Origin of the sequence: Saccharopolyspora gloriosae, from assembly GCF_014203325.1 — a bacterium.
Lineage (GTDB): Bacteria > Actinomycetota > Actinomycetes > Mycobacteriales > Pseudonocardiaceae > Saccharopolyspora_C > Saccharopolyspora_C gloriosae.
Map to the genome: position 1 here is coordinate 1,382,761 of NZ_JACHIV010000001.1, position 12,170 is coordinate 1,394,930.

Sequence of the window (12,170 nt, forward strand, 5' to 3'; positions counted from 1 at the left end):
GTGCAGGTCCGGAACCGGCTCAGGTGTAGATGGCCTCGATGTCCTGGGCGTGGTTCTCCGCGACCTTGTTGCGCTTGAGCTTCATGCTCGGGGTCATCTCGCCGGTGGCCTCGGTGAAGTCCTTCGCCAGGATGCGGAACTTCTTGATCGCCTCGGCGCGGGACACCGCCTTGTTGGCCTCGTCGATGGCCGACTGCACGTCGGCGTGCACCTCGGGGTCGTCGACGAGCTCGGTCAGCGGCGTGTCGGCGGAGCGGTTGTGGTTGTTCAACCAGGCAGGCAGGAACTCCGGGTCGAGGGTGACCAGCGCGCCGATGAACGGCTTCTTGTCGCCGACGACCATGCACTGGCTGATCAGCGGGTGCGCCCGCAGGTGGTCCTCCAGCACGGCCGGGGCGACGTTCTTGCCGCCCGCCGTCACGATGATCTCCTTCTTGCGGCCGGTGATCCGCAGGTAGCCCTCGTCGTCGAGGGAACCGAGGTCGCCGGTGTGGAACCAGCCGTCCTGCAGCGATTCCTTCGTGGCGGTCTCGTTGTTCCAGTACCGGCGGAACACCACGTCGCCCTTGATGAGCACTTCGCCGTCCTCGGCGACCCGGATGCTGGTGCCGGGGATCGGCCGGCCCACGGTCCCGATCTTGAAGCCCTCTTCGACGTTGACGGCCGCGGCGGCGGTGGTCTCGGTGAGCCCGTAGCCCTCCAGCACCGGCACGCCGACCCCGCGGTAGAAGTGCGCGAGCCGGTCGCCCAGCGGCGCCCCGCCGGAGACCGCGCCCAGGCAGCGCCCGCCCAGGGCGCCGCGCAGCTTGCCGTAGACGAGCTTGTCGAACACGAAGTGCTTGGCGCGCAGGCCCAGCCCGGGGCCGCCCGCGTCGAGCGCCTGGCTGTAGGCCACGGCGGTCTCCTCGGCGGCGTCGAAGATCCGGCCCTTGCCGTCGCCGTGGGCCTTCTGCTTCGCGGTGTTGTAGACCTTCTCGAACACCCGCGGCACGGCGAGGATCAGCGTCGGGCGGAACGAGCCGAGGTCGCTGACGAGGTCCTTCACGTCGCCGGTGTGCCCGAGCGTGGTGCGCGAGTAGACGCAGGCGGTGGCGATGGCGCGGGCCAGCACGTGCGCCATCGGCAGGAACATCAGCATCGAGTTGCCCTGCCGCAGCAGCTGCGGGAACACGCTCACGTCGCCGCGGACCTCGGCCAGCAGGTTGCGGTGGCTGAGCTCGCAACCCTTGGGGCGGCCGGTGGTGCCCGAGGTGTAGATGAGCGTGGCGAGCTCGTCGGCGCGGACTTCGCGGCGGCGCTCGTGGGCGGTCTGGTCGCTCACGTCGGCGCCGAGCGCGGTCAGCTCGTCGACGGCCGCGGTGGCTCCGCCGTCGGCGTCGATCTGCCAGACGTGCGCGACTTCGGGGAGCCGCTCGGCGACGGTGCCGACTTCGGCGCGGTGGGCCGAGGTCTCCACGAACGCGGCGCGCGCCCCGGAGTCGCCGAGGATCCACTCGACCTGGTCGGCCGCGGACGTCTCGTAGATCGGCACCGTGACGCAACCGGCGGCCCAGATGGCGAAGTCGAGCAGCGTCCACTCGTAGCGGGTCCGCGACATCAAGCCGATCCGGTCGCCGTGCTGCAGCCCGGCGGCGATGATCCCCTTGGACACGGCCAGGACCTGCGCGGCGAAGTCGGCGGCCGTGACATCGACCCAGGTGCCGTCGATCCGGCGCCGGAAGCTCACGGTGCCACCGAAACGTTCCGCGTTGGCCCACACCATGTCGGTGAGGTTCTCGTCTTCGGCCACGGCCTCAGTGGCAGGGACGCTGAACTCTCGCACCTTGAAACCTCCGATGGAACATGAAATGTGCGCACAACCTAACGCTGATAGTTACTGAGCGGTAGTCCCGAGTTCTTAATACGAAACTGGTTCGACTCGTTTCGGGCCGCCCGCCCGCAGCCTGCCACGCCGGGTCCAGCGGCGCACCGGTGCCCGGCGGACTCGTTTCCGCCGGTGGCGAGGATCATGGCAGGCTGTCGCACAGGTCGGCGGAACTGCGGTGAGGAGTAGATCGTGCGCGTGCACGTGGTGTCCGATGTTCATGGCAACGCCGAAGCCCTGAAACGAGCCGGTGACGGCGCCGACGCGCTGCTCGTGCTCGGCGACCTGATCGACTTCGTCGACTACCACGAGCACGGCCGCGGCATCCTGGGCGCGGTTTTCGGGGCCGAGAAGGTCGCGCACTTCGCCGAACTCCGGCGCAACCACCGCGGCGCCGAGATCGGCGCCTACGCCCGCTCGCTGTGGGCGTCGCTGGACGACCCGAAGCAGGTCGTGCGAGACGCCGTCCGCGAGCAGTACGCCGCGCTGTTCGCCGCGATGAGCGCGCCGACCTACGCGATCGCGGGCAACGTTGACGAGCCCGCGCTGTGGCCCGAGTTCGCCCGCGACGGCGTGCGCTTCGTCGACGGCGAGAGCGTGGAGATCGGCGGGCTGCGGTTCGGCTTCGTCGGCGGCACCGTGCTGTCGCCGGGCGGAGTGCTGCGCAAGGACGCCGCATGGGTGCCGTACCTGCGGCCGGAGGACGAGTACGACGGAGCCGTCGCCGCCCTCGACCCGGTGGACGTGCTCTGCTCGCACCTGCCGCCCGCGGTCCCGGAACTCGTCTACGACGTCATCGCCCGCCGCCCCGAGCACGGGTCGCGCGCGCTGCTGGAGCGCATCCACCGGGATCGGCCCCGGTGGTCGCTGTTCGGGCACGTGCACCAGCCGCTGGCGCAGCGGGTCCGCGTCGGCCGCACCGAATGCGTCAACGTCGGGCACTTCAAGCGCACCGAACGCCCTTACGTGCTGCAGTGGTGACCCGCCGCGGCGCGAGCGGTGGCACTCGCCCGCCGGTCGCGTCGGGGGTCGCCGCCGCCCTGTAATCTGCGCGGCATGGTCGATCAGTCCACGCACTCCATCGTGATCCAGGCAACCCCGGCCGAGATCATGGCGGTGATCTCGGACTTCGCCAGCTATCCGGAATGGGCGGAGGCGGTCAAGGAGACCGAGGTCCTCTCGACGACCGGCTCCGGCCAGGCCGAGAAGGTGCGGTTCGTGCTCGACGCGGGAGTCGTCAAGGACACCTACGTCAACGTCTACGAGTGGGCCGAGGACGGGCTCTCGGTGAGCTGGACGCTGTCCGAAGGACAGGTGCAGAAGGCGCAGCAGGGCAGCTACCGGCTCAGCCCGCAGGGCGGCGAGACCGAGGTGACCTACAGCCTGGCGGTGGACCTGGCGATCCCGATGATCGGCATGTTCAAGCGCAAGGCCGAAAAAATGATCATGAACACCGCGCTCAAGGAGCTCAAGCGCCGGGTCGAACCCGGTACCTGAGCGCCCGCCCGGCCGCTCGTCCCGCTGCCGGTCGACGCGGCCGTGCGCTGCGGCGGGAGCGGAGATCCAGTAGTACAGAGGCAGACCGGATACCCGATCCGGGCGCGGGGTCGTTCGACCCCGCCTCCGCCCGGCCGTGATCAGCCCCCGATCAACGCAGCCCCGATCCCCCAGAGACCGCCCTTGCGCATCCTCTTGTTCACCGGAAAAGGCGGCGTCGGCAAGACGACCCTCGCCGCCGCGACCGCCGCGCGCTCGGCGGAACGCGGGCAGAAGGTGCTGGTCGTCTCCACCGACCCGGCGCACTCCCTCGGCGACGCCTTCGGCGCCGCGCTGACCGGCGAGCCCCGCGAAGTCGAACTCCGCGACGACGCGGCGGGCTCCGGTCGCCTCGCCCGGTTGCACGCCGCGGAGGTGCAGACCCGCGGGTTGCTCGACGAGGCGTGGACCGAGCTGCGCGAGCACCTGCGCACGATGCTGCTCGGCGCGGGCATCAGCGAGCTCGACGCCGAGGAGCTCACCGTGCTGCCCGGCGTCGAGGACCTCCTGGCGCTGGCCGAAGTGCACCGGCTCGCCGACAGCGGCCTGTGGGACACCGTGATCGTCGACTGCGGCCCCACCGCCGAGACCCTGCGGCTGCTGGCGCTGCCCGAATCGCTGTCCGGCTACCTGGAGCGGCTGTTCCCCACGCACCGGCGCATGGTCCGCGGACTGCTCGCGGGGGTCGCGGGCAGCGAGAACGTGGACCGCTGGGACTCGGTGGCCGACGCGCTGGGGCGGCTCGCGGACCGGTTGCAGGCGTTGCGGGACATGCTGCTGTCCGCCGACACCTCCGTCCGGCTGGTGCTCACCCCGGAGGCGGTGGTGGCGGCCGAGACCAGGCGCACCCTGACCGCGCTGGCCCTGCAGCAGATCCGGGTGGACGGGCTGGTGGTCAACCGGCTGGTGCCGCATCCGGGTTCGGCGCGCGGCGAGGCGGCGACCTGGTTGCGCACGCGGCGCAAGGAGCAGGACGACGTGATCGCCGGGGTGCGGGCCGCCACGGAACTGCCGTTGCGCACCGTGCTGCACCGCGCGGCGGAACCGGTCGGTGCTGCCGCGCTGCTGGAACTCGGCGATGAGCTGCACGCCGACGACGAGCCGCCGCGGGCCGCCGCGAGCGCGCCCGCCATGGAGCTCGGTGGCGGTGGGCGGGCGCTGGATTCCGAGTACACGTTGCGGTTGGCGTTGCCGCTGCACGACGACGCCGACGTGGACCTGGCCCGGATCGGCGACGAACTCGCGATCACCGTCGACGGCAGGCGCCGGCTGATCGCCCTGCCCGCGGTCCTGCGCCGCTGCACCGTGGTGGGGGCGGTGGCGGGTGATGACGGTCTGGTCGTGTCGTTCCGGCCGGACCCCGAGCAGTGGATGCGATGAAGTCCCCGACCAGTGGATGTGGTGGACCAGATGCGTGGTGAACATCCCGATCCCGCAGGGACGGGTGCGGCTACCGCCGAGGGCGCGCCGGGCGCGGGCGCCGGGCGGGACCGGGTGACCGAGGAGTTCCGCCTGCTGCTCGACGCGGCGGCGTGGCGTGCCGAGGAGTACCTGCGCGGCGCCGGCGGGGCCGAGCACGCCGAGCACGCCGCCGACGACGCGGACGGAACCGGCCAGGGCTCGGACCGGCGACGATCGGAATCGGCGAGCTCGTGCGGCTGGTGCCCGATCTGCGCGGTCGTGGCGCTGCTGCGCGGTGAGCGCCCCGAGCCGACCTCCCGGTTGACCGAGCAGCTCGCCGGACTGGTCGAGCTGCTGCGGGAATCCCTCGCCGAACACGGCCGCGCGCCCGCCGAACCGGCGCCGCCGACCGCTCCCGGCGACTCCGGCGACGCCGAGCCGCCCGCTCCGAAGGTGCAGCGGATCGATGTGCGCCGGGTCCGCGGCCGGGCCGCCGCGCACGTCCCCGCAGCGGGACGGACCGCCGCGACCGGGGAGTCCGAGTGCTGACGGTCGGCGTCGACGTCGGCGGCACCAGCCTGCGCGCCAGCGTCGTCGACCCGCAGGGCACCGTGCTGGAAACGCTGCGGGTCCCCTCCGCGGGCACCGGACCCGAGCTCGACTCGGCGATCGCCGACACCGTGCTGTGCCTGGCCGACCGGTACCCGGTGGCGGGCGTCGGGCTCGCCGTGGCCGGGTTCGTCAGCGAGGACCGGCGGGTCGTGCGGTTCGCCCCGCACCTGCCGTGGCGGCACGTGGCGGTCGCCGACAACATCGCCGCCCGCGTCGAGCTGCCGGTCGTCCTGGAGCACGACGCGAACGCCGCGGCCATCGCCGAGCAGCGCTTCGGCGCCGCCGCGGGCGCGAAGGTCGCCGCCCTCATCGCGCTCGGCACCGGCATCGGCGGCGCGCTGGTGCTCGACGGCGACGTGTTCCGCGGTGCCCACGGCGTCGCCCCCGAACTCGGGCACCTGCGCCTCGTCCCCGGCGGCCGGGCCTGCCCCTGCGGGAAGCGGGGGTGCTGGGAGCGCTACTGCAGCGGGACGGCGCTGGCCACCACCGCGCTGGAGATGCTCGCGGAGGACTCGTCGTCCCCGCTGGCGGCGGAGGCCGCCAAGGACCCGGGCGAGATCACCGGGGAACGCGTGGCGCAGGCCGCCGAGCAGGGCGATCCGGTGGCGGCCCGCGCGGTCGGCGAACTCGCCCGCTGGTTCGGCGAAGGATTGGCGCTGGTCGCGGACGTCTACGACCCGGAGGTCGTGGTCCTCGCCGGCGGTGTCTCCGGTTCGGCGCACCTGTTCCTGCCGGAGGCCCGCAGGCACTACGCCGCGGCGGTCACCGGTGCCGGGCACCGCCCGCTCGCCCAGGTCCGAGTGGCCAAGCGTGGCGACGAAGCGGGGATCGTCGGAGCGGCCACCCTCGCCCGCGAGCACATCGCGAGCACGGCGCGCACCTCCACCCGCTGACCGCTCGGCTCAGAGCTGGGCGCCGTCGTCGTCCGGGGGTGTCTTGCGCATGCGGAACAGGAGCCAGCCGATCCCGCCGCTCACCGCGACCAGGCCGATCGGCAGCGCCGCCGTGGGGCCCAGCCCCAGCAGGCCCGGCACCAGCAGCAAGGTCATCCCGATCACGACCAGGGTGATCCCGCCGATGGTCGTCACCGTCGGCCGTGGCATCGGCGGCGGCTCCGGCGGCTCGTAGTGGCCCTCGTCGGGGACGTCCGCGGGCGGCGTCCAATCCCGCGGCGCCGACTCGGCGACCTCCGGTTCGGCGGCCCGTTGCGGCTCCTCTGAGCTGGTGCGCGTCGACTCCTCGGGCCAGCGCGCCATCGGCTCGTCCCGTTCCAGGCCGGCGACGATCTCTGCGAAGGCGGCGTCGATGTCCTCAGGGCCATCGGCGTTCTCATGACGCGTGCTCATGCTGGTTCCTCGACGCGCTCGCGGTGGATCCGGTGGACGAACTCGACGCTACCGGCGAACACCGACGGCGCGTCGTGGTCGAGGGTCGCCACGTGGAAGCTGTCCCGCAGCACGACTTCGGTGACGTCGCCGCTTCGGATGCCGTCCAGCACGATCCGGGAGTTCGCGGGTTCGACGACGTGATCGGTCGCCGAGCGCATCAGCAGCACCGGCTGCCGCACCCGGCCGAGGTCCGCGCGCACCAGCCGCCACAACCGCTGCAGGCTCGCCGCCGCGCGCAGCGGAGTCCGGTCGTAGCCGACTTCGACGGCGCCGGGCTTGGCGATGTCGCCGGCCACCCCGGCGAGGGAGGGCACCACGCGGGACAGCGCGGGCAGCAGGAACGCGTCCCGGCGCAGCGTCGTCACCGACGGGTTCACCAGCACGATCCCGGACAGCTCCGGGTGGTTCTGGGCGAGCCGCAGCGTCAGCGTGCCGCCCATCGAGAGCCCGAACGCGAACACCGAGCGGCACCGCCCGTTCAGCTCCGCGAGTTCCCGATCGACGGCGGCGTACCAGTCGTTCCAGCCGGTGCGGTTGAGGTCCCGCCAGTCCGTGCCGTGGCCGGGAAGCCGCGGGCAGCGCACCGTGATCCCGTCGGCGGCGAGGTGCTCGCCCCAGCCCCGCATGCTCTGCGGCGTTCCGGTGAACCCGTGGCACAGCAGCACACCGATGTCCTCGGACCCGTCGTGCACGAACGGTTCGGCGCCGGGAAGAACGGGCACCGCAGCCTCCCTACCGCAATCAGTCCGCCGCTACTGGTTCATCGTCGCACGCGAGGGGCCTCCGCGGGGCGATCTCCAGGTGCCTGATCCATCTCAACCGGGGTCGCATTGTGCGCGGTGACCGGGCTCCGTAACCTTGAACGAGGCATTCCGGGTGTTCAGAAAGGCAGCGGCGCGTGCTGTACTGGGTGATGAAGCGCATTGTGCTCGGTCCGCTCATGAGGCTGTTCTGCCGTCCACGGGTGGAGGGCGTCGAGCACGTGCCGGAGTCCGGCGCGGCGATCCTGGTCAGCAACCACGTCGCGGTCGCCGACTCGTTCTTCATGCCGCTGATGATGCCGAGGCGGGTGACGTTCCTGGCCAAGCGCGAGTACTTCACCGGCACCGGGATCAAGGGCAAGCTGCAGAAGTACTTCTTCTCCGGCGTCGGCCAGGTCCCGATCGACCGCTCCAGCGGTGCCGCCGCGCAGGCAGCCCTGGACACCGGGGTGCGGCTGCTGCAGGAGGGCAAACTGCTCGGCGTCTACCCCGAGGGCACCCGTTCGCCCGACGGCCGGCTCTACAAGGGCAAGACCGGGGTGGCGCGGATGGCGCTGGAAGCCGACGTGCAGGTGATCCCGATCGCGATGTTCGGCACCGACAAGGTCAACCCCATCGGCTCGAAGATGTGGTACCCGCACAAGGTCACCGTGAAGGTGGGCGAGCCGCTGGACTTCTCCCGCTACGAGGGCCTGGCGGGCGACCGGTTCGTGGAGCGCTCGATCACCGACGAGATCATGTACGCGCTGATGGAGCTGTCCGGGCAGGAGTACGTGGACATCTACGCCTCGAAGGCCAAGGACGACCTCGCGGCCGAGGGCAAGCACGTCGCGGGCTGGACCGTGCAGGGCCGCTCCGAGAAGCCCGGCGGCGCCGACCGGGTTCCCCGCTCCCAAGCGGGCTGAGCGGGCGCGGCGCGCGGCAGCGCGAACCGGCCCGCACTAGCGACGGCCGTCGGCGGCCCGCGCCAGAGGGTCGGCCCCTGCCGGGTGAACGGCCTCTTTACGCTGGAACCGTGCGGTTCTTCTACGACTGTGAATTCATCGAGGACGGTCAGACCATCGACCTGGTGTCGATCGGGGTGGTGGACGAGACGGGGCGGGAGTTCTACGCCGTGTCCACCGAGTTCGACGAGTCCCGGGCCGGGCAGTGGGTGCGCAGGAACGTGCTGCCGCAGCTGCCACCGCCCGCGGACAAGTCCTGGCGTTCCCGCAGCCGGATCCGGGACGACCTCTACGAGTTCCTGACCGCACGCGATCAGGACATCGAGCTGTGGGCCTGGCTGGCTTCCTACGACCACGTGGCGCTGGCGCAGTTGTGGGGCGCGATGCCCGCGCTGCCGCCGCGGATCCCGAAGTTCACCCGGGACCTGCGGCAGCGCTGGGAGGACGTCGGCAAGCCGCGGCTGCCCTCCGCGCCGGCCAACGCCCACGACGCGCTCGCCGACGCTCGCCACAACCTCACCCGGTGGAAGATCATCGAAGAGGTGCAGCGCAAGCGCGGTTTCCCCGTGTGATCGCGCGCTGACCAGGTGTTCCGGTCGACCGGGTGGGCGTGCTGCCCGGTTCGTCCCCCGGACGGAGTACTTGCTGCACCGATACAGGCCGTGACAGGCTCGCCACGAGATCCAGATCACTGTGGAGCGGATCAAGGGAGGCGGCGACGATGCCGGCTGGAACGCGTATCGGTGTGTTGACCGGTGGCGGCGACTGTCCAGGGCTGAACGCGGTGCTGCGCGCGGTGACGCGCAAGGGCATCGCGGTGCACGGGCACGAGATCGTCGGTTTTCGCAGCGGTTGGCAAGGACCGCTGGAGGGCAACACCATGCCGCTCGGGCTGGACGCGGTGGAGGACATCCTCGCCCGCGGCGGCACGATCCTCGGCTCGTCGCGCACCAACCCGTACAAGGAGACCGACGGGGTCGAGCGGATCAAGCGGACCCTCGCCGAGCACGAGGTGGACGCGCTGATCGCGATCGGCGGCGAGGACACCCTCGGCGTCGCCGAGCGGCTCACCCAGGACGGCGTTCCGGTGGTGGGCGTGCCGAAGACGATCGACAACGACCTCGACGCCACGGACTACACCTTCGGCTTCGACACCGCGGTGCACATCGCCACCGAGGCCATCGACCGGCTGCGCACCACCGCCGAGTCGCACCACCGCGCGCTGGTCGTGGAGGTGATGGGCCGCCACGCCGGGTGGATCGCGCTGCACGCCGGGCTGGCCGGGGGAGCGAACGTGATCCTCGGGCCGGAGAAGCGGTTCAGCGTCGACCAGGTCTGCGACTGGGTGCAGCAGCGCTTCGAGCGGCAGTACGCGCCGATCATCGTCGTCGCCGAGGGCGCCATCCCGCAGGACGGCGAAGAGGTGCTGCAGACCGGGGAGACCGACGCGTTCGGGCACGTCCGGCTCGGCGGCGTCGGCACTTGGCTGGCCGACGAGCTGTCCCGGCGCACCGGCAAGGAATCCCGCGCCGTGGTCCTCGGCCACACCCAGCGCGGCGGTACGCCCACCGCCTACGACCGGGTGCTCGCCACTCGGTTCGGACTGCACGCCGTGGACGCGGTGAGCGAGGGCGCGTTCGGCAAGATGGTCGCGTTGCGCGGCACCGACATCGTGCGCGTCCCGCTGGCCGAGGCGACGGCGAAGCTCAAGACCGTCCCGCTGTCGCGCTACGCGGAAGCCGAAGTCCTGTTCGGCTGACCGCTGGACCAGGACCGACGACGCCGCCCCGCCGGGGGTCCACCGGAGGGGCGGCGTTCCCGTTCGCGCGGTCCGGGCGAGCCGCCGGGGCGGCTGAGCGGGTGAATCGATTCGTCCTGCGGGTGGCCGACGTGCGTTCCGTCTCTCCCGCGTGAAAATCACTGGCCAATACGGCCTATCCTGGCAAATGTGAATTGGACCGTCGATGTTCCGGTTGATGAGCTGCCGGAACTTCCTCCGCTGCCCCCTGAGATGCGCGCCCGCCTGGACGAGGCGCTGACGCTGCCCGCCGCACAGCAGCCCGAGTGGCCCGAGGAACAGGTTTCCAAGGTCCGCAAGGTGCTGGAGAGCGTGCCGCCGGTGACCGTCCCCTCCGAGGTCGACCGGCTGCGCGGCCAGCTCGCCGCCGTCGCTCGCGGTGAGGCGTTTCTGCTGCAAGGCGGAGACTGCGCGGAGACCTTCGCGGACAACACCGAGCCGCACATCCGCGGCAACATCCGCACCCTGCTGCAGATGGCGGTCGTGCTCACCTACGGCGCGAGCATGCCGGTGGTGAAGCTCGGCAGGCTCGCCGGGCAGTACGCCAAGCCGCGGTCCAGCTCGACCGACGCGCTCGGCCTGCCCAGCTACCGCGGCGACATGGTCAACTCGCTGATCGCCACCGAAGAGGCCCGCAAGCACGACCCGTCGCGGCTGATCCGGGCCTACGCCAACGCGAGCGCCGCGATGAACCTGTCCCGCGCGATGACCAGCGGTGGCATGGCGGCGCTGACGAAGGTGCACGACTGGAACAAGGACTTCGTGCTCAACTCGCCCGCCGGGGAGCGCTACGAGTCGGTGGCCGCGGAGATCGACCGCGGCCTGCGGTTCATGGCGGCCTGCGGGGTGGACGACTCCAGCCTGCACGCGGTCGACCTGTACGCGAGCCACGAGGCGCTGGTCCTGGACTACGAGCGGGCCATGCTGCGGCTGGACAACTCGCAGGGCTCGCCGCGGCTGTTCGACCTGTCCGGGCACTTCCTCTGGATCGGGGACCGCACCCGCCAGCTCGACCACGCGCACATCGCGTTCGCCGAGCAGATCGCGAACCCGATCGGCCTGAAGATCGGGCCGACGACCACGCCGGAGATGGCCGTGGAGTACGTGGAGCGGCTCGACCCGAACCGCGAACCCGGCAGGCTCACGCTGATCAGCCGGATGGGCAACGGCAAGGTGCGAGACCTGCTGCCGCCGATCGTGGAGAAGGTCACCGCCGCCGGGCACCAGGTGGTGTGGCAGTGCGATCCGATGCACGGCAACACCCACGAGGCCAGCACCGGCTACAAGACCCGGCACTTCGACCGCGTCGTCGACGAGGTGCAGGGCTTCTTCGAGGTGCACCACCGGCTCGGGACCCACCCCGGTGGCATCCACATCGAGCTGACCGGTGAGGACGTCACGGAGTGCCTCGGCGGCGCTCAGGACATCTCCGACACCGACCTCGCGGGCCGTTACGAGACGGCCTGCGACCCGCGGCTGAACACGCAGCAGTCCCTGGAACTCGCCTTCCTCGTCGCGGAGATGCTGCGTACTTGAGGTTGGTTCTCGGTATTCGGCCTGCTTAGCGGGTCGGGTGGCGGAACCTCAGCTGCTTCCTCGCTGCGGGATCTTTTTCCCGAGTGGCTCCGCCACGAGGGAAAAAGCTGTCCTCGCGAGGAAGCAGCTGAGAACCCGCCGGTGGTCGGCTTGCTCTGGCTGGTCACTGCTCAGCGGCTTCGCCGCTGACAAGAAATTGCGACAAAGTCGCCGGATTCGACGGGCCGGGGTGGGTTCACCCCGGCCCGTCGGCGTGCGCGGGGCGCATCGTTGCGGGAATGGGATGTTCGTCCGGTTCGGTCCTGGCCCGGTGAACGGGATGGGCGGGCG

Annotated in this window: 12 protein-coding genes; 9 read left to right on the top strand and 3 right to left on the bottom strand. The window is 71.4% G+C overall.

Annotated features, from left to right (window positions below; all coding sequences use genetic code 11):
• Positions 1-19 precede the first annotated feature (19 nt).
• On the bottom strand, positions 20-1,822 hold the full coding sequence (locus BJ969_RS06285; protein ID WP_184477900.1) for an AMP-binding protein: 1,803 nt from the start codon (positions 1,820-1,822) through the stop codon (positions 20-22).
• A gap of 234 nt (positions 1,823-2,056) precedes the next feature.
• On the opposite strand from BJ969_RS06285, the gene BJ969_RS06290 reads away from it, so the two are divergent.
• From BJ969_RS06290 to BJ969_RS06310, 5 genes are all read left to right on the top strand, one after another.
• Complete coding sequence (locus BJ969_RS06290) at positions 2,057-2,845, top strand: metallophosphoesterase (RefSeq protein ID WP_184477901.1); 789 nt, start codon at positions 2,057-2,059, stop codon at positions 2,843-2,845.
• 75 nt (positions 2,846-2,920) lie between these two features.
• Positions 2,921-3,361 (top strand): SRPBCC family protein, encoded by a 441-nt coding sequence (locus BJ969_RS06295; RefSeq protein ID WP_184477902.1) that lies wholly within the window; start codon positions 2,921-2,923, stop codon positions 3,359-3,361.
• Positions 3,362-3,544: 183 nt separating this feature from the next.
• Complete coding sequence (locus BJ969_RS06300; RefSeq protein WP_184477903.1) at positions 3,545-4,780, top strand: ArsA family ATPase; 1,236 nt, start codon at positions 3,545-3,547, stop codon at positions 4,778-4,780.
• 30 nt (positions 4,781-4,810) lie between these two features.
• A complete protein-coding gene (locus tag BJ969_RS06305) occupies positions 4,811-5,350 on the top strand; it encodes a hypothetical protein (RefSeq protein ID WP_246456692.1) in 540 nt (179 codons plus the stop codon).
• The gene (locus tag BJ969_RS06310; protein WP_184477904.1) at positions 5,344-6,306 is read left to right on the top strand and encodes an ROK family protein; all 963 of its coding nucleotides are present in this window, start codon (positions 5,344-5,346) and stop codon (positions 6,304-6,306) included. Before BJ969_RS06305 ends, BJ969_RS06310 begins: the two co-directional genes overlap by 7 nt.
• Before the next feature lie 9 nt (positions 6,307-6,315).
• Here BJ969_RS06310 and BJ969_RS06315 read toward each other — a convergent pair whose 3' ends face one another.
• Together BJ969_RS06315 and BJ969_RS06320 are read right to left on the bottom strand one after the other, a co-directional pair.
• Positions 6,316-6,759, bottom strand: a complete 444-nt coding sequence (locus tag BJ969_RS06315) for a DUF308 domain-containing protein (RefSeq protein WP_184477905.1) — start codon at positions 6,757-6,759, stop codon at positions 6,316-6,318.
• Positions 6,756-7,523 (bottom strand): alpha/beta fold hydrolase, encoded by a 768-nt coding sequence (locus BJ969_RS06320; protein WP_184477906.1) that lies wholly within the window; start codon positions 7,521-7,523, stop codon positions 6,756-6,758. The genes BJ969_RS06315 and BJ969_RS06320 overlap by 4 nt, the downstream gene beginning before the upstream one ends.
• Positions 7,524-7,699: 176 nt before the next feature.
• Here BJ969_RS06320 and BJ969_RS06325 point away from each other — a divergent pair, with 176 nt between their 5' ends.
• The 4 genes from BJ969_RS06325 (at position 7,700) to BJ969_RS06340 (ending at position 11,840) form a co-directional block, all read left to right on the top strand.
• The gene (locus BJ969_RS06325; RefSeq protein ID WP_184477907.1) at positions 7,700-8,467 is read left to right on the top strand and encodes a 1-acyl-sn-glycerol-3-phosphate acyltransferase; all 768 of its coding nucleotides are present in this window, start codon (positions 7,700-7,702) and stop codon (positions 8,465-8,467) included.
• 110 nt (positions 8,468-8,577) lie between these two features.
• Complete coding sequence (locus BJ969_RS06330; RefSeq protein ID WP_184477908.1) at positions 8,578-9,078, top strand: polyadenylate-specific 3'-exoribonuclease AS; 501 nt, start codon at positions 8,578-8,580, stop codon at positions 9,076-9,078.
• A gap of 149 nt (positions 9,079-9,227) precedes the next feature.
• Positions 9,228-10,265, top strand: a complete 1,038-nt coding sequence (locus tag BJ969_RS06335; RefSeq protein ID WP_184477909.1) for a 6-phosphofructokinase — start codon at positions 9,228-9,230, stop codon at positions 10,263-10,265.
• Between the two features lie 189 nt (positions 10,266-10,454).
• Positions 10,455-11,840: a class II 3-deoxy-7-phosphoheptulonate synthase gene (locus BJ969_RS06340; protein ID WP_184477910.1), complete on the top strand. Its 1,386-nt coding sequence runs from the start codon at positions 10,455-10,457 to the stop codon at positions 11,838-11,840.
• Positions 11,841-12,170 lie beyond the last annotated feature (330 nt).